The following is a 17,045-nucleotide window of genomic DNA, read 5'->3' as shown; positions in this document are numbered from 1 at the left end:
CCCCGTCAGTGGCCCCGGGCGATCCACTCCTCCAGATGCGGGGCCTCGGCGCCGATGGTCGTGTCGTCGCCGTGGCCCGTCAGGACCTTCGTCTCGGGCGGGAGCGCGAGCAGGCGGTCGCGGATCGAGTCGATGATCGTCGGGAAGTGGGAGAAGGAGCGGCCGGTGGCGCCGGGGCCGCCCTTGAAGAGGGTGTCGCCGGTGAAGACGGCGCCGAGTCCGGGGTCGTACAGGCAGACCGCGCCGGGCGCGTGCCCGGGGGTGTGCAGGACGCGGAGGTCGGCGCCGGCGGCCTCGATGACCTGGCCGTCGAGGAGGTGGGCGTCGGGGTCGCGGTCGGGGTGGGTCTGCTTCCACAGCGGCAGGTCGTCGGGGTGCAGCCAGATGGTGGCGCCGGTGCGGTCGGCGAGGGCCGGGGCGGCGTCGATGTGGTCGTTGTGGGCATGGGTGCACACGATGGCGGTCAGCCTGCGGTCGCCGACGGCCTCGGCGATGGCGTCCGCGTCATGGGCGGCGTCGATGACGACGACCTCGTGGTCATCGCCGACGAGCCAGACGTTGTTGTCGACGTCCCAGGTGCCGCCGTCGAGGCTGAACTGCCCCGAGGTGACCAGGCGTTCGATGCGGGCGGCCATCACAGCACCACCACCGAGCGCAGGACGTCACCCTGGTGCATCCGCTCGAAGGCCTTCTCCACGTCGGTGAGTTCGATGGTCTCCGTCACGAACGCCTCCAGATCCAGGCGGCCTTGCAGATGAAGGTCGATCAGCATCGGGAAGTCCCGGGAGGGCAGACAGTCGCCGTACCAGGAGGACTTCAGGGCGCCACCGCGGCCGAAGACGTCCAGCAGGGGCAGTTCGAGCTTCATCTCGGGGGTGGGGACACCGACCAGGACGACGGTGCCGGCCAGGTCGCGGGCGTAGAAGGCCTGCTGGTACGTCTCGGGGCGGCCCACCGCCTCAATGACGACGTCGGCGCCGAAGCCGCCGGTGAGTTCGCGGATCGTCTCGACCGGGTCGGCCTGCCGGGAGTTCACGGTGTGCGTGGCGCCCATGGTGCGGGCCTTGTCGAGCTTGCGGTCGTCGATGTCGACGGCGATGATCTTCGCGGCGCCCGCCAGGCTCGCCCCGGCGACGGCGGCGTCGCCGACGCCCCCGCAGCCGATGACCGCGACCGTGTCGCCGCGGCCCACCTGCCCGGTGTTGATGGCGGCGCCGATCCCGGCCATCACCCCGCAGCCCAGCAGACCCGCGACCTGCGGGGAGACTGCCGGGTCGACCTTGGTGCACTGTCCGGCCGCGACCAGCGTCTTCTCCGCGAAGGCGCCGATGCCGAGGGCCGGGGAGAGTTCGGTGCCGTCGGTGAGGGTCATCCGCTGCGTGGCATTGTGGGTGTCGAAGCAGTACCAGGGGCGCCCGCGCAGACAGGCCCGGCAACGCCCGCACACCGCACGCCAGTTGAGGACGACGAAGTCGCCGGGCGCGACATCGGTGACGCCGTCGCCGACCGACTCGACGACGCCCGCGGCCTCATGGCCCAGCAGGAAGGGGAACTCGTCGGAGATCCCGCCCTGCTTGTAGTGCAGATCGGTGTGGCAGACACCGCAGGCCTGGACGCGTACGACGGCCTCGCCCGGCCCCGGATCGGGGACGACGATCGTCTCCACCCGTACCGGTTCGTCCTTGCCGGGTGCGATCACGCCGCGTACCTGCTGCGCCATGGTGCTGACCTCTCTTCCCTGGGCCGATGTGCTGTCCCCGACCCTACGCGTGACTGATCGGAAACGGCACGTGGTGGGCGAAAGCCGGTCAAGCCCTGAGCACCTGCTCCAGGGGGGTGGCGGGATGTCCGGTCAGGTCCTCGATCGCGCTGGTCACTGCGGCCAGCGAGCCGTCGGCGATGGCCGTGTAGGTGGAGACCCAGGCGTCGAGCTGCCAGTCGGGGGCGCCGTGGCCCTTGCGGGAGGCGTAGGCCTCCTCGACCGTCTCCGGCACGTACGAGACGGGGCGCCCGGTGACGGCGGCGATGGTGGCCGCGATGTCGGTGAGGCCGAGCGCCTCGGGGCCGGTCAGTTCGTACGTACGGCCGACATGCCCGGCCGGGTCGCGCAGGACGGCTACGGCGGCGTCGGCGATGTCGTCCTGGGCGACCACGGCGGCGTGTCCGGCGCCGGCGGGACCGCGGATCACGCCGTCCTCACCGACCAGGGCGGGCATGAAGTCGGCGTACAGGTTGTCCCGCAGGAAGGTGAACGGCACTCCGCTGGCGCGCAGATGCTGCTCGGTGTGCCAGTGGTCGCGGGCCAGGGTGAAGGTCGCGTCGGGGGCGGCGCCGTAGAAGGAGATGTACACCAGATGCGCGACCCCGGCCGCGGCGGCGGCGTCGATGAAGGTGCGGTGCTGCTGGACCCGGTCGAGGGTCTCGGAGGCGGAGACCATCAGGACGCGGTCGGTGGGGCGCAGGGCGCGGGCGACGGCGCCGTGGTCGTCGTAGGCGCCGGACACGGCGGTGGCGCGGGGCAGTTCGGGTGCGCGGGAGGGGGTGCGGACCAGAAGGGTCTGCGGCAGTCCGGCGGCGGCCAGCCGTCGGGCGATCCGCCCGCCGAGGCGGCCGGAGGCACCGGTGACGGCATAGGTCGGGGCCATGGGTTCTCCTTGCTGGGCGAGGGGGGCAGAAGAAGATCCGTATCAGACGTGTGTGCGGTCCCCCGGCGATGACACGCCATCGAGCGGCTGCCTCCGCCCTAGCGGAACGGCCCCGCCCTCGGTGCCCTGGATCCCCGGCGCGGTGCCGCTCCAGGGCTGAGTTCGAGGAGGCGGACGACGCGGTAGCGGTGTGGCCGGAAGGGCTCGTAGAAGGCCTCGACCTCGTCGTCCGCCAGCGGCCTGCCGAGCAGGGCAACGCCCGTGATCGTGGCGAGGTGGTAGTCGCCCAGCGGCAGGGCGTCCGCGTCGCCCAGTGCGCGGTGGCCGACCTGGGCAGCGGTCCAGACGCCGACGCCGGGCAGCTTCGCCAGCAGGTCGTAGGCGCGGGCGGGATCGGCGGCGGACCGGTCGAGCCGTACCGCGTGCCGCGCGGCCTCGATGACGGTGGCGGAGCGGTGCAGGTCGACTCCCGCCGCGCGCCACTCCCAGCTGGGGATCGTGCGCCAGGTCCCGGGCGGCAGAGGCAGCCGCATCCCGGCGGGCGCGGGGCCGGGTGCCTGCTCGCCGTATCTGCGGATCAGGCGGGTGAAGGAGGCGGCGGCGTCCAGGCCCACGACGCGCTGCTCGAACACCGCGGGCACCAGGGCCTCGAAGAGGCGTCCCGTGCGGGGCACCCGCAGGCCGGGCAGCCGGCGCACGGCACCGCGCAGTACCGGATGCGCAGGGCGGAACAGCTCGGGCCGGTCGTCCTCACCCAGTTCGCGGCGGACGGAGTCGGCGAGTTCGGCGGCGCCGGGTCCCCAGGCGTCGATGCGGAGGTCGTCCGGGCGCTGCTGGCGGATGCGGTAGGTGACGGGTCCGGAGGCGGGGCGCGCGGTGCGCCACAGGGTGCCGTCGGGCTCGACCCGGTGCGTGGGGTCGTGGGGGCCGCGGCGCAGGCTCGACAGCGTCAGCCGCGCGTTCACGGGGAACGGGGGCTGCCAGTGCACCGAACGGTCCGGTCGCTGTGGCATCGCTGTCGCCCTCCCGGGACATGCCGAGGGCCGCCCGGTGTGCGGACGGCCCTCAGGGGTGCGGCAGGTCAGTACTCGATGCCGGGGAGCAGGCCCGTCACCGGGGCGGCCAGATCGGTGACCTGGTGCAGCTGGTTCAGCTCGTGTACGCGGTTGAGCTGGTTGAGCTGCTCGGAGGGCCGCGGGAGCGCCGCCTTGTGCTCCTCGGGGATGTCGCTCACGGTGAGCGAGTCGAGCATGCGGATCGGGCTGAGGCCCCCGGCGTGGGCGTCCGCCTCGGCCGCGCTCGCCATGGGTGCGGCGAGGCCGGTGACCGAGGCGGCCAGACCGACGGCGGCGACGATACGACGTGTTGAGATCATGTTCGGAGCAACGCGGACGGGACCCCGCCGGTCACGGCCGCGGGGCGCGCCTCACTCGTCAGGCGGACCGGCCCGGCTGGCTTGCCGAGGCCGCCGGGACGGAGGAGCCTCGATAGGAGAGGTCGTCGCGGCCCGCACTCCCGAGGACCGCCGGCCTGTGAGGAGGTCACCATGGGCAGTGCGGCAAGCCCCGGCTTCGACACCGAAGCCCTGCGCCGGGGCATCGAGGGAGATACGGCGACGACACTGCTGTCGCTCTACGCGGACGACGCCGAACTGCGCGTCGTGGACCGCAACACCCAGCCCAGCAGTCCCCGGGTCCTGCACGGCCGTGACGAGATCAGCGAGTTGCTGGAGGACGTCTACAGCCGCGACATGACCCACAAGATGGAGCGCTGTGTCGTCGACGGCGACATGATCGCCTTCAGTGAGTCCTGTGAGTACTCGGACGGGGTGCGTGTGCTCGCCGAGTCGATGGCGTCCCTGCGGGACGGCAAGATCGTCGAGCAGACGATGATCCAGGCCTGGGACGAGTGAGCCGGGCTCGGTCTACGTGAGGGAGGGCCGCGACTGGCGCTGAGGTGGAGCACCACCGGGGAGCAGCCCACGCCGGAGCAGACGGTGACCGCCGCGGCCCGGCAGCTCGGGGTCTGATCAGCGCGTCCAGGCGCTGTACTCCATCACTTCGCCGGCCTTGACGCCATATTCGGGCTGCGCCCGGGTGAAGGTGGTCTCGAGCCCGAGTACGGCGCCGGTGGCCGGGTCCATGATCAGCATCTGCCGGGTGCCGGACCGGTCGTGGACGTACGCCTGTCCGCGCCGCCCGAGCCGGTCGGTCACCTGCCCGGCCGGCCGGAGCCCGTCGGTTTCCGCGAGGAGCCGGACGAGCGCCGCGGACTCCCGGTCGCCGAGGGTCCAGGTGTCGAGCAACACCTGGACGGAGTAGAGGAGTTCACCGGTGTCCGGTTCGGTCGCGCCGTGGGTCGCCTCGCGCAGGTAGACGCGCAGCCGCCCGGCGTCGTCCGGCGGCGGCGACTGCGGCGGGGCGTCGCTCCAACTGGGCGGGTAGGTGCGGCTGCTGAGGACATGGCCGTCGTCGACCAGCCCACCGTCGCCGCTGAGGACCGGCCGCGCGGGGTGGCGTGGGTCGGTGGCCACGACGAGTTCGGTGTGGCTGCCGTCGGCCCGCCACCGCACGACGCGTTCCTCGGGGAGCGTGATCGGTGGCTTGTCGTCGCTCATCCCCAGGCTCCACGACTGCACATGTGTGCCCTTCCGGAGCTCCGGCGATCCGTCGGCCGCCGCCTCGGCCCGTGCGGCCAGGGTCTGGAGGGTCACGGGGGTGGCGTCGGCGCGCACCACGAGGGGGCGGGGCGCGGCGACCGCGGGAACGGTGGTGCGGTCGCTGAACAGCAGCGCCGACACCAGCGCGGCGACGACGGCCGTGGCCGCGAGCCCCCACACCAGCCGGGGCCGCCGTCGGGCGGCCGGGGTCCGCGTCAGGTCGTGCAGGCGCCGTTCGGCACGGTGGTCAAGGGGACCGTCGCCGTAGTGGGGGCCGTCGGTGGGCACCGGGTTGGCGGCACGCAGGAGTTCGAGTTCGTCAGCCATGGCCGTATTCCTTCGCGGGGGTCGTGGGGCACAGGCGGTCGATCTCGGCTCTCAGCCTGCGCCGGGCCCGGTGCAGCCGCATGGACGCGGCGCGGTTGCCGCAGCCGAGGGCGACGGCCACCTCCTCGATGCCGAGTTCCTCCCAGGCCGTCAGCCGCAGGACCTCCTGGTCGGCCGGGGAGAGCCGGGCCAGCGCGTCGTGCACCCAGGCGCCGGGGGCGTCCGCGTCGGGGCCCGCCTCGATGTGCCGGTTGTGTGCCGCGTCGTCGTTGCCCATCCTGCGCACCAGTCGCCGGCGGCGCCCCTGCCCGCGTACCGCGTTCGCCAGGCAGTTGCGTGCCACGCCGTACAGCCAGGGCAGCGGGGCCGCCGGCAGATCGGCACGGCGCCGCCAGGCCACCGTGAACACCTCCGCCACCACTTCCTCGACCTCGTCCGTACGGCCGTCGAGGCGGCGCGCGACATAGCGGCTGACCGCCCAGTAGTGCTCGCGATAGGCAGCGGCGAAGGTCTCGTCGTTGCTCATGTCCCGTTCGTGTCCGGCATCCCCGGGATCGTCACACCCGGGTTCGGTGATTCTTGTCCCGTCCGTCGAGTGTGACGTCCGCTCCGGCCGCGGACACAGGCGGGTCGTGAGAGACCAAATCAAGTGGCTTACCACCACCGACCACAAAGCGATCGGAACGCTCTATCTGATCACGTCGTTCGCGTTCTTCTGCGTCGGTGGCGTCATGGCGCTGTTCATGCGCGCCGAACTCGCCCGCCCCGGGCTCCAGATCATGTCGAACGAGCAGTTCAACCAGGCGTTCACGATGCACGGCACGATCATGCTGCTGATGTTCGCGACGCCGCTGTTCGCCGGTTTCGCGAACTGGATCATGCCGCTGCAGATCGGTGCCCCCGATGTGGCGTTCCCGCGGCTGAACATGTTCGCCTACTGGCTGTACCTGTTCGGCTCGCTGATCGCGGTGGGCGGCTTCCTGACCCCCGACGGTGCCGCCGACTTCGGCTGGTTCGCCTACAGCCCGCTCTCGGACGCGGTCCGCAGCCCGGGCATCGGCGCCGACTTGTGGATCATGGGTCTGGCCTTCTCCGGCTTCGGCACCATCCTCGGCTCGGTCAACTTCATCACCACGATCATCTGCATGCGCGCACCCGGCATGACGATGTTCCGCATGCCGATCTTCACCTGGAACGTGCTGCTGACCGGTGTCCTGGTCCTGCTGGCCTTCCCGGTCCTGGCCGCGGCGCTGTTCGCGCTGGAGGCGGACCGCAAGTTCGGCGCCCACATCTTCGACTCCGCCAACGGCGGCGCCTTGCTGTGGCAACACCTCTTCTGGTTCTTCGGACACCCAGAGGTGTACATCATCGTCCTGCCGTTCTTCGGCATCATCTCCGAGGTCATCCCGGTCTTCTCCCGCAAGCCGATGTTCGGCTACATGGGCCTGATCGCGGCGACCATCTCCATCGCGGGCCTGTCCGTGACGGTGTGGGCGCACCACATGTACGTCACCGGCGGAGTCCTGCTGCCGTTCTTCTCCTTCATGACCTTCCTGATCGCGGTCCCGACCGGTGTGAAGTTCTTCAACTGGATCGGCACCATGTGGAAGGGCTCACTGAGCTTCGAGACACCGATGCTCTGGGCCACCGGCTTCCTCATCACCTTCGTCTTCGGCGGCCTCACGGGAGTGCTGCTCGCCTCCCCGCCCTTGGACTTCCACCTGTCGGACTCGTACTTCGTGGTGGCGCACTTCCACTACGTCGTCTTCGGGACCGTGGTGTTCGCGATGTTCTCCGGCTTCCACTTCTGGTGGCCGAAGTTCACCGGCAAGATGCTGGACGAGCGCCTCGGCAAGATCACGTTCTGGACGCTGTTCGTCGGCTTCCACGGCACCTTCCTGGTCCAGCACTGGCTGGGCGCGAACGGGATGCAGCGCCGGATTCCCGACTATCTGGCGGTGGAGGGCCTGACCACGCTCAACACGGTGTCGACGATCTTCACCTTCGTCCTCGGCCTGTCCTTCCTGCCGTTCTTCTACAACGTGTGGAAGACCGCCAAGTACGGCGAGCGGGTCGAGAGCGACGACCCGTGGGGCTACGGCCGCTCGCTGGAGTGGGCGACGTCCTGCCCGCCGCCGCGCCACAACTTCGCCGCGCTCCCCCGCATCCGCGGTGAATCCCCGGCCTTCGACCTCCACCATCCGCAGGCCCCGGTCCCGGTACGGGAGTTGAGCGCGCGGTGAGCACGAGGGAGAGCCGCGGGATGGTCGACCGTATCGAGGGTTTCCTGCTCGTCGAGGCCACCCGCGAGGAGGGCCGCACCGCCGCCGGGAGGTTCTGCGCCCCGCTGGATCCCTGGCTGACGGAGGCTCAGCGGGCGGAGCTGGAGCGGCGGTTCGAGGCGGAGTATCTGGCCCTCGCCCGGCGGTCCTGGGAGCGTACGGCCGAGCGGGCGCGGGAGCTGCGGGCGGAGTACGAGGAGCGCTACCGGGTCCTGCGGTGCCGGATGCTCGCGGCGGGGCTGCTGGCCTGCGCCGGTCTTGTGGCCGTGGCGGGAATCGTCGCCGTGGTGTCCTGAGGGGAGCGGCTCGCGGGGCCATACTGGCCGTCGTGCGCGTAGCGATCATGACGGCGGGCTCCCGGGGCGACGTGGCTCCCTACACCGGTCTGGGTCAGGCCCTGGCCCGGGGCGGACACCAGGTCACCCTGGTCACCCACGCCTGCTTCGAGCCGCTCGTGGCGGGCTCGGAACTCCGCTTCCATCCCCTCCCCGTCGATCCGCGGGCGGAGTTGCACTCCGCCCGCGGCCGGGGGCTGCACCGCAGCGCGACCGGCGTGGGGAAGCTGATGCGCGTGGCCATGCTGGCGCGGGCGGTGGTGGGGCGCATGACGGACGACCTGGTGGCCGCCGCCCGGGCCTGCGATGTCCTGCTGCTCTCCAGTTCGCTGGGACCGCTCGGGCGGACCATCGCCGAAGGGCTGCGCCTGCCCTGCCTGGGCCTCTATCTCCAGCCCCTGGCCCCCACCCGCGAGTTCGCGCCGCCCGTGCTCGGGGCCGCCTCCTGGGGCGCTCTCGGCAACCGGTTCGCCGGGCACGGGGTCAATCTGCTGATGGAGCGGATCTTCGCCTCGACGGTGCCGTCGGTACGAGCCCGGCTGGGGCTGCCGCGCGGCAACCACGGTGGCCGCGCGCTGCCCGTGCTGCACGGCTTCAGCCCGCTGGTGGTGCCCCGCCCTCGGGACTGGCCGTCAGGTCTGGACGTGACCGGGTACTGGTGGCCGTACGACCGTGATGAGCGGCTGCCCGCGCGGATCGAGGAGTTCCTCGACGCGGGTGAGCCGCCGGTGTTCGTGGGTCTGGGCAGTGCGACCGTGCCCGGCCCGGCCGCGCTGAGCGCCGAGATCGTGCGGGCGTTGCGGCGGGCGGGGTTGCGCGGGGTGTTCCAGCGCGGGTGGGGCGGTCTGGCGGCCGACGGCGACGACATGCTGACGGTCGACGAGGTGCCGCACTCCGCGCTGTTCCCGCGGATGGCCGCCGTCGTCCATCACGCGGGCGCGGGGACGACCGCGGCAGGGCTGCGGGCCGGGGTTCCGGCGGTCCCCGTGCCGATCCAGTTCGACGAGGGATTCTGGGCGGAGCGGCTGGTCACCCTCGGTGTGGCGCCACGCCGGGTGCCGCTGCGCGCTCTGACGGCGCAGCTCCTGGCCCCGGCCCTCGACCGTGCCGTACGCGATCCCGGGCACCGGGAGCGGGCGCGGGCCCTGGGCGTTCGGATCCGGGCGGAGGACGGCACGGCGCCGGTGCTGGCGGCGGTGGAGCGGCTCGCCGGGTAGGGGCGTCTCCCGTACTCGTCGGGCGATCTCCGCCACATGGAGTTGATCTCTGTGGCGCCTCGCACGACAGAGAGGAACAATCCCCCACGGAACGGGAACCGATCCGATGGGAAGAGGGACCTCGCATGGACGAGCAGGTCGAGCGATTCGACGTCGTCGTACTCGGCGCCGGGCCCGGCGGCTACGTCGCCGCCGTCCGCGCCGCACAACTGGGCAAGCGCGTCGCGGTCGTCGAGGAGCGGTACTGGGGCGGCGTGTGCCTGAACGTGGGCTGCATCCCCACCAAGGCCCTGCTGCGCAACGCCGAGCTGGCGCACATCTTCACCCACGAGGCGAAGACCTTCGGCATCCGGGTCGACGGGCAGGTGTCCTTCGACTACGGGGAGGCGTTCCGCCGCAGCCGCAAGGTCGCCGACGGCCGGGTCAAGGGCGTCCACTACCTGATGAAGAAGAACAAGATCACCGAGCTGGACGGCCGCGGCACCTTCCTCGACCCGCACACCCTCCAGGTCGCCGGCCGCGACGGCAACACCCGGACCATCGGCTTCGAGCACTGCATCATCGCCACCGGAGCCGCGCCCAAGCTGCTGCCCGGCACCAAGCGCAGTGCGCGGGTGGTGACCTACGAGGATCAGATCCTCGCCGAGGACCTGCCGCAGTCGATCGTCATCGCGGGCGCCGGTGCCATCGGCATCGAGTTCGCCTACGTCCTGCACCACTACGGTGTGAAGGTCACCGTCGTCGAGTTCCTGGACCGCATGGCGCCCCTGGAGGACGCCGAGGTCTCCGCCGAACTCGCCCGCCAGTACCGGAAGCTGGGCATCGACGTCCTCACCTCCACCCGGGTGGACGCCATCGACGACTCCGGTCCCCAGGTCCGCGTCACGGTCACGGACAAGGACGGCGCCCAGCGGATCCTGGAGGCCGACAAGGTCCTCCAGGCCATCGGCTTCGCCCCGAACGTCAGCGGCTACGGCCTGGAGAACACCGGCGTGACGGTGACCGAGCGGGGTGCCGTCGACGTCGACGGGCGCTGCCGCACGTCCGTCCCGCACATCTACGCCATCGGCGACGTGACCGCGAAGCTGATGCTCGCGCACACCGCAGAGGCGATGGGCGTGATCGCCGCCGAGACGATCGCCGACGCGGAGACCATGGAGCTGGACTACGCGATGATCCCGCGCGCCACCTACTGCCAGCCCCAGATCGCCAGCTTCGGCTACACCGAGGCCCAGGCCCGCGAGCTGGGATACGACGTCAAGGTCGCCAAGTTCCCCTTCACCGCCAACGGCAAGTCCCACGGTCTCGGGGACACCACCGGGTTCGTGAAGCTGATCAGCGATGCGAAGTACGGCGAGCTCATCGGCGGCCATCTGATCGGCCCGGACGTCACCGAGTTGCTGCCGGAACTCACCCTGGCCCAGCAGTGGGACCTCACGGTCCACGAGGTGGCGCGCAACGTCCACGCCCATCCGACGCTCGGCGAGGCCGTCAAGGAGGCCGTGCACGGGCTGGCCGGCCACATGATCAACATGTGACCGGCGGGACGCGGGCTACGCCTCCTGCCATCCCACCGGGCGCAGTATGGCCAGCAGTTGGCGGACGAGTTCCTCCACGACCTCGTCCAGGGTGGCGTCGACCCAGCCCGCGCTCCAGTCGTGCAGCAGGCCGTTCACGCTGCCGATGAACGCGGTCGCGGCGATGCGGTAGTCGCGCCGGGCCGCCTCGCCGCGGGCGGCGGCGGCCCGCGCCTCGGCGCAGATGAGGTCGACCCAGCGGGAGCGGCGGGCCAGGCGCTGCTCCTCCAGGCGGGGGCTGACGCCGATGATCTCGACGAAGGTGATGCGGATCCGGCGCGGATCGGCGGTCACATTGGCCGCGTAGGCCCGGAAGATCGCGGCGGCCCGCTCGTCGATCGGCGCGTCCCCCACGTCCGCCGCACCGGCCAGGACGGCCTGTTCCGCCCAGGAGTTGACCTGGAGGTGGAGGGCGGCGAGGACGTCCTCCAGGGTGCGGAACTCCTCGTAGAACTGGCGTGTGGACAGCCCGGCCGCCTCGCTCAGCGCCGCGACGGTGGTGGCCCGGTAGCCGGGTGTGTCGCCGAAGAGTTGCAGCGCGGCGTCGAGGAAGCGGCTGCGGCGCTCGGCCTTGCGTTCTTCCGCCGACTTGCCGCCGTAACGGCCGGTCGGCGCCCTGAGCCTGCCCGCCAACGCCCCTCCTCTCCTTCGCCGTCCACCATTTTGTCGTGTACGCAGTCTTGTGGAGAAGGCCCCCCGCTCCTTACTTTCCAGTAAGTCAAACTCTGAACGACCTTGTATTCAGATTCCCCTCATTGGCATGCGCACGTCATGACCGACCCGCACGCCACCCGCCGTCCAGAGGAGAGCCCCCATGCCTGCCTTCAGAACCAGGCACCTTTGCGCCCTCGCCGCCGCCCTGGCCCTGACCGTCACCGCCCCCGCGACCGCCGCCTCGGCGGACTCCGACGCCGCCGCCCTGCGCGAGGTGCTGTTCGTCGGCAACAACTGGGACGGCACCGCCGATGTCATCCGCTCCAGCGGGGACTTCGCGAAGATCGGGCGGATCAACGTCATCCCCGACAAGAACCAGCGGATGGCGGAGATCAACGCCGACCCGATCAAGTGGATCTACTTCATGGCGATCCGCAACAGCGTCGGCGAGGGCCACGACCAGTTCGTGGACGACATGTACTCGACCCCCGACGGCACCTCGGTGGTGGTCTCCCGGCCGAGCTTCGCCGACGTCGTCTCCCTCGACCTGGCCACCGGCGCGGTCAACTGGCGCTTCCACGTGTCGGGTTACCGCTCCGATCACATGGCGGTCTCCCCCGACGGCAAGCGGGTCGCGGTGTCGGCCTCGACCTCCAACACCGTGCATGTGCTGGACATCGAGACCGGCAAGGAGCTCGGCAAGTTCGGCACCGGCGACAAGCCGCACGAGAACATTTTCACTCAGGACGGCAAGTACATCTACAACATGGGGATCGGCGATGTGAACACGCAGACCGACGCCCCCTGGCTGGACTGGACGAAGGGCAACCGGTACATCACGGTCGTCGACGCGACGACGTACCAGCGGGTCAAGGTCATCGACATGCGGCAGCGGCTGGACGCGATCGGGCTGACCGACTACTCCGACGCGGTCCGGCCGGCCGTGTTCTCGCCGGACGAGACCAAGCTCTACTTCCAGGTGTCGTTCTTCAACGGCTTCTTCGAGTACGACCTCGCCACCGACAAGATCGTGCGCACCAAGACACTGCCGAAGAACCCGGCGACCAGCGACGACCGCACGACCTTCGTCAACGACTCGCGCCACCACGGGATCTCGATGAGCCCGGACGGCCGCAAGCTGTGTGTCGCGGGCACGATGGACGACTACGCGACCGTCGTGGACCGCGCCACCCTCCAGGAGGGCCCGCTGGTCACCGCGTCCAAGCCCTACTGGGCGACGGTCAGCGGGGACGGCAAGTCGTGCGTGGTCTCCGAGAGCGGCACCGACCAGGTCACCGCCATCGACTTCGCCACCGGCGCCAAGCAGGTGTCCGTCTCCGTCGGCGACCACCCCCAGCGCGTCCGGCTCGGGCACGTCCAGGCGAACTGGACGTCCCCGTCGGCCCGTTGATCAGCCCAGCGCCTTCAGGACCGCTCCCGTGCCGTCCTCCGCCGCCATGTGCCGGGCGGCGACGGCGGCGGCACGGGCACAGGCCTGGCGGCGCACCACCTCACTCAGCGCCTCGGCCAGCCGCTCCTCGGTGAGCGAGGCGAAGGGCATGGGCGCGGTGGCGGCGCCCAGGGCGGCGAGGCGACCGGCCCAGAAGAGCTGGTCCGCCGCCACCGGGACGGGCACCGCGGGCACCCCGGCGCGCAGGGCGGCTGCCGTGGTGCCCGCTCCGCCGTGGTGCACGACGGCGGCCGTGCGCGGGAAGAGCAGGGCGTGCGGTACGTCGCCGACGGTCAGGATGTCGTCGTCCGCGAGGCCGTCGGAACCGAGCTGAAGCACCCCCCGCAGCCCCGCGCGCCGCAGCGCCCGCACCGCGATCCCGCTGAGCCGCTCCGCGTCGGCGCCCGCCATGCTCCCGAACCCGATGAACACCGGCCGCGCCCCGGCGGCCAGGAAGTCCTCCAGCTCCGCGGGAAGCGTCGCGTCGGGTGCGACGTACGGCGACCAGGCGCCGACGACGTCCAGGCCGGGCCGCCAGTCCGCCGGGCGCGGTACGAGGGCCGTGCTGAAGCCGTACAGGACGGGCCAGTCGGCCTCTTCCTGGCGTCGGCGCATCGCGGCGGGTGACAGCGGTGGCAGGCCCAGCCGGTCGCGGAGACCGGCGACACCCTGCCGATAGACGCGGTCGGCCATGCGCAGGGCGAAGCGGCCGGCCGTACGGTTGCCGAGGCGGCCCAGGGAACGTCCGGCCATGATCACGGGTGGGAAGTCGCCGGTCGGGTGGGCCGGTACGACGTAGGCGCCGGCCGTTCGTACGCCGGTGGCCTCGGCGAGATGCCAGCCGAGCGGTGCCGTGGTGGCCGACAGCAGGAGCAGGTCCGTGTCCGGGTCCACCGCCTCGACGAAGCCCTGGCCCAGTGCGGTGACGAAGTCGGCCGCGGCGCACATGAGTTCGCGTCTGTCCGAGACGTCGCCGTGGGGTGCGGGGCGGCCGGGCAGGGTGCGGAAGTCCAGGCCCGCCTGCTGGACGAGGGGCGCGAAGGCGTCGGTGGTGGCGATGGCGACGTGGTGCCCCGCTCGGCGGAGTGCGGCGCCCAGGCCGGTGTACGGGGCGACGTCGCCGCGCGATCCGGCGGCCGCGACGAGGATCCTCATTCGGTCACCGTCCGGCGGGCCGCGTTCGCGTGCACGGCCTTGCAGAGATGGGCCGCGAGGCCGGGCCGCTGCTGCGACGGCGGTACGACCAGGGCGAAGGCCCGTGGGTCGGCGGCGAAGTCGTCGGCGATCCGGCAGTGCATGTCCGGTGGGCAGTGGGTGAACCAGCGGGCGATGTGCAGCCGGTGCTCCTCCGCGAGGTCCATCGTCCGCTCGGAGTCCGCCGGTTCGCCCTCCTCGAAGGCGGCGAGCAGCTCAGCGCGCCAGGCCGCGGCCTCCCCCATCAGCTGCTTCCAGTCCTCCTTGCTGTGCGCGGCGGCACGGGCCATCGACTCCCGCTGCCCCGCGGAGTCCTGCCACTTGAGCTGTGCCTCGGTGGCATAGCTGAGGTCGAAACTGATCTCGCCGAAGACCTCGAAGCGCTCCTCGGGAGTGAGGGACACACCCGTCTGCTGGACCTCGATGGCCTGTTCGGCGACCTCGGTCAGGCGCTTGAGGCGGTCGATCTCCGCACTCAACTGTCCCAGCCGGGAGCGCAGCTGCTCCAGTGCGTTGGCCTGTGGGTCCTTGAGGATCCCGGCGATCTCGTCGAGGGAGAAGCCGAGTTCGCGGTAGAAGAGGATCTGCTGGAGCCGGGCCAGGTCACCGTCGTCGTAGAGCCGGTAACCGGCGCCGCTGCGGCCACTGGGCGAGAGCAGTCCCGCCCGGTCGTAGTGGTGCAGCGTGCGCACGGTCACCCCGGCGAAGGACGCGACCTGCCCCACGGAGTAACTCATCCACCTGCCCTTCCGTCGCTGTACAGCGTGCCGCCTGACGTAAGGGGAGGGTCAACCGGTCACTGTGCGGCGGCCCACGCGGTGAGTTCGGAGCGGGCCGCGGCCAGCAGGTCCGCCGAGGGGTTCGTGGCCCCGTTGGTCACCAGCGCGTAGTGCGCGGCGCCCGAGTCGGCGTCGGTCAGCAGGAGGCGGCGGCTGCCGGTGCCGCCGGGTTCCGGGGCCACGGCGACGGGGGCCGTCGAGGTGTAGGCCGGTGGGGCGTACGCCGTGCCCAGGTCGGAGACGACGGCGGTGGAGCCGGTCGGGAAGGACGCCGGGAGGTGGAGTTCGGTCGGCGCCGAGCCGCTGCCGGAGCGCCACATCAGCAGGCCGTACTGGCCGGTGCCGACCAGGCGGGCCACGTTCGGCAGGGAGCTGGGCACCGGGTTCCAGGTCAGGGTCGTGGAGCCGTCGCGGGAGCGGTCCTCGTAGGTGAAGGCGACGGTGGTGCCGGAGGTGGCGCTCGGGTGGAGGCGGTCCAGGAGGCGGGCGTCCTGGCGCAGGACGGGGGTGCCGGAGTCGTCGAGGCGGACGGCGGAGAGGTCCTCGTCGTTCCAGGCGTCCCCGGCGGTGAGCACCTTGTCGGGGTTGCCGTTCATCAGCTCGTGGTGGCGGCCGCTGTAGATGTCCCACTGCCACTGGCTGCCGGACAGCACGGGGCCCGAGGCGGTCGGGTCCGACCACCAACTCGCGCCCTTCACCCGGGAGTCGAGCGCCTGGTACATCGCCTTCAGGACGGTCGGGGCCTTGTCGGCGACGCTGCCGGACAGCGGGTGCCCGAACTCGCTGACGATCGCGGGGGTCCCGGTCGCCGCGGCCCGGTCGCGGACCGTGCCGAAGTCACCCGTGTACTGCCCGTCCTGCGCCTTGCCCCACATGAAGATCCCGGAGATGGCCTTCTGGTCGTAGAAGTGGGTGTTGAAGACATAGCGCGGTCCGAGCTGTCCGGCGTCGAGCAGTCCGCCCTCCTGCCGCTGGAAGTCGAGGTTGGCGTTCCAGAAGAGGTTCGGCTCCACGAAGGCCGGCTTGTCCTGCCAGCCCGCCGCGTCCATCCGCGCCCGGAACCGCTCGTAGAACGGCCACAGCACGTCCCGCTCCCAAGTCCGGCTGGTCTGCCCGGAGTCGAGGACGCCCGGGTGCGGTTCGTTGTACGGGTCGAAGCCGACGACGCCGGTGAACCGGGCGGCGCCGAGATTCTGCTTGAGGTGCGCCATCACCTTCTGGGCCGTCGCGAGGAAGGAGTCCTGGAGCCCGTGGGTGTTGTGCCAGAAGTCGTACGACGCCTCCGTCACCGCCGCGTTCGAGGTGATGTTCTGGCCCCAGAACGGGCAGATCCCGCAGTACTCGTCCGAGTAGTCGCCCAGGTCCACCGCCCACTTGGGGGCGCCGTCGCCGGTGTACCAGCTGTCCGCGTCGAAGAGCCAGCGGGAGTAGAGGTCCTGGTGGAAGTCGGGGTAGACGCGGATGCCCGCGTCGAGGAAGGCGCCGATCTGGGCGGTGGCGGCGGACAGATAGGCGGTGTCCACCTGGCCGCGCACCGGCTCGGCGTAGGCCCAGGAGAGCAGGAAGCGGACCGTGTTGCCGCCGCCGAGGGCGCGCAGCGCGGTGGCGGACTTCCGCGCGTCGGCGACCGAGGCGAAGGGCAGTCCGCGGTTCTCGGCGAGCTTGGTCTCGCCGGAGACGTTGTAGCCGCGCAGCACGACCTCACGGCCGTGGCCGTCGGTGAAACGGCCGTTCCGCACGGTCAGCGCCGTCTCGTCGAACCACAGGGAGTCGGGGAGGGTGGGGGCGGCGGTGGCCGGGCGGGGTCCGGCCACCGTCAGGAGTCCGAGAAGGAGGACCAGCACAACGAGCACACGCGCACGTGTAGTTGGCATGTTCCCTACAGTCCGGCGACTCCCGGGCCCCGTCAACACTTCTGACTCACGA

General features: G+C 71.4%; 17 protein-coding genes. 6 read left to right on the top strand and 11 right to left on the bottom strand.

The window, feature by feature from the left end; all coding sequences use genetic code 11:
• Nucleotides 1-5 precede the first annotated feature (5 nt).
• The 5 genes from STRCI_RS37210 to STRCI_RS37190 form a co-directional block, all read right to left on the bottom strand.
• Complete coding sequence (locus STRCI_RS37210; RefSeq protein ID WP_269663401.1) at nt 6-635, bottom strand: MBL fold metallo-hydrolase; 630 nt, start codon at nt 633-635, stop codon at nt 6-8.
• A complete protein-coding gene (locus STRCI_RS37205; protein WP_269663400.1) occupies nt 635-1,720 on the bottom strand; it encodes an S-(hydroxymethyl)mycothiol dehydrogenase in 1,086 nt (361 codons plus the stop codon). The genes STRCI_RS37210 and STRCI_RS37205 overlap by 1 nt, the downstream gene beginning before the upstream one ends.
• Before the next feature lie 88 nt (nt 1,721-1,808).
• Nucleotides 1,809-2,645, bottom strand: coding sequence for an SDR family oxidoreductase (locus tag STRCI_RS37200; protein WP_269663399.1), 837 nt, complete (start codon nt 2,643-2,645; stop codon nt 1,809-1,811).
• A 98-nt stretch (nt 2,646-2,743) separates the two neighbouring features.
• Nucleotides 2,744-3,658 carry a DNA-3-methyladenine glycosylase family protein gene (locus tag STRCI_RS37195; protein WP_269663398.1) on the bottom strand — a complete coding sequence of 305 codons (915 nt, stop codon included), beginning with the start codon at nt 3,656-3,658 and terminating at the stop codon, nt 2,744-2,746.
• A gap of 68 nt (nt 3,659-3,726) precedes the next feature.
• Nucleotides 3,727-4,020 carry a hypothetical protein gene (locus STRCI_RS37190; protein ID WP_269663397.1) on the bottom strand — a complete coding sequence of 98 codons (294 nt, stop codon included), beginning with the start codon at nt 4,018-4,020 and terminating at the stop codon, nt 3,727-3,729.
• A 171-nt stretch (nt 4,021-4,191) separates the two neighbouring features.
• Between STRCI_RS37190 and STRCI_RS37185 the strand changes: the two genes are divergently transcribed.
• Nucleotides 4,192-4,557, top strand: coding sequence for a nuclear transport factor 2 family protein (locus STRCI_RS37185; protein ID WP_269663396.1), 366 nt, complete (start codon nt 4,192-4,194; stop codon nt 4,555-4,557).
• Nucleotides 4,558-4,674: 117 nt separating this feature from the next.
• Here STRCI_RS37185 and STRCI_RS37180 read toward each other — a convergent pair whose 3' ends face one another.
• Together STRCI_RS37180 and STRCI_RS37175 are read right to left on the bottom strand one after the other, a co-directional pair.
• Nucleotides 4,675-5,631: a CU044_5270 family protein gene (locus STRCI_RS37180; protein ID WP_269663395.1), complete on the bottom strand. Its 957-nt coding sequence runs from the start codon at nt 5,629-5,631 to the stop codon at nt 4,675-4,677.
• A complete protein-coding gene (locus STRCI_RS37175; protein WP_269663394.1) occupies nt 5,624-6,157 on the bottom strand; it encodes an RNA polymerase sigma factor in 534 nt (177 codons plus the stop codon). Before STRCI_RS37175 ends, STRCI_RS37180 begins: the two co-directional genes overlap by 8 nt.
• On the opposite strand from STRCI_RS37175, the gene ctaD reads away from it, so the two are divergent.
• From ctaD to lpdA, 4 genes are all read left to right on the top strand, one after another.
• Nucleotides 6,156-7,874, top strand: a complete 1,719-nt coding sequence (gene ctaD, locus STRCI_RS37170; protein ID WP_472926754.1) for an aa3-type cytochrome oxidase subunit I — start codon at nt 6,156-6,158, stop codon at nt 7,872-7,874. The genes STRCI_RS37175 and ctaD overlap by 2 nt on opposite strands.
• A gap of 20 nt (nt 7,875-7,894) precedes the next feature.
• Entirely contained in the window at nt 7,895-8,209 is a 315-nt protein-coding gene (locus STRCI_RS37165; protein WP_269663392.1) for a hypothetical protein, read from the top strand.
• A gap of 47 nt (nt 8,210-8,256) precedes the next feature.
• Entirely contained in the window at nt 8,257-9,465 is a 1,209-nt protein-coding gene (locus STRCI_RS37160; RefSeq protein WP_269664741.1) for a glycosyltransferase, read from the top strand.
• Nucleotides 9,466-9,590: 125 nt separating this feature from the next.
• Nucleotides 9,591-11,003 carry a dihydrolipoyl dehydrogenase gene (gene lpdA / locus STRCI_RS37155; protein ID WP_269663391.1) on the top strand — a complete coding sequence of 471 codons (1,413 nt, stop codon included), beginning with the start codon at nt 9,591-9,593 and terminating at the stop codon, nt 11,001-11,003.
• A 15-nt stretch (nt 11,004-11,018) separates the two neighbouring features.
• On the opposite strand, the gene STRCI_RS37150 is transcribed toward lpdA, so the two are convergent.
• A complete protein-coding gene (locus STRCI_RS37150) occupies nt 11,019-11,675 on the bottom strand; it encodes a TetR/AcrR family transcriptional regulator (protein WP_269663390.1) in 657 nt (218 codons plus the stop codon).
• Nucleotides 11,676-11,856: 181 nt separating this feature from the next.
• Here STRCI_RS37150 and STRCI_RS37145 point away from each other — a divergent pair, with 181 nt between their 5' ends.
• Nucleotides 11,857-13,107, top strand: a complete 1,251-nt coding sequence (locus STRCI_RS37145; protein ID WP_269663389.1) for a YncE family protein — start codon at nt 11,857-11,859, stop codon at nt 13,105-13,107.
• Here STRCI_RS37145 and STRCI_RS37140 read toward each other — a convergent pair whose 3' ends face one another.
• From STRCI_RS37140 to STRCI_RS37130, 3 genes are read right to left on the bottom strand one after another with little or no spacing between them, the layout of a single operon-like run.
• Nucleotides 13,108-14,301 carry a glycosyltransferase gene (locus STRCI_RS37140; RefSeq protein WP_269663388.1) on the bottom strand — a complete coding sequence of 398 codons (1,194 nt, stop codon included), beginning with the start codon at nt 14,299-14,301 and terminating at the stop codon, nt 13,108-13,110.
• On the bottom strand, nt 14,298-15,077 hold the full coding sequence (locus STRCI_RS37135) for a MerR family transcriptional regulator (protein ID WP_269663387.1): 780 nt from the start codon (nt 15,075-15,077) through the stop codon (nt 14,298-14,300). The genes STRCI_RS37140 and STRCI_RS37135 overlap by 4 nt, the downstream gene beginning before the upstream one ends.
• A gap of 59 nt (nt 15,078-15,136) precedes the next feature.
• Nucleotides 15,137-16,993, bottom strand: coding sequence for a cellulase family glycosylhydrolase (locus STRCI_RS37130; protein ID WP_269663386.1), 1,857 nt, complete (start codon nt 16,991-16,993; stop codon nt 15,137-15,139).
• Between the last annotated feature and the right edge of the window lie 52 nt (nt 16,994-17,045).

The organism is Streptomyces cinnabarinus (assembly GCF_027270315.1).
GTDB classification, from domain to species: domain Bacteria; phylum Actinomycetota; class Actinomycetes; order Streptomycetales; family Streptomycetaceae; genus Streptomyces; species Streptomyces cinnabarinus.
This window is presented reverse-complemented; position numbering and strand designations above follow the sequence as displayed.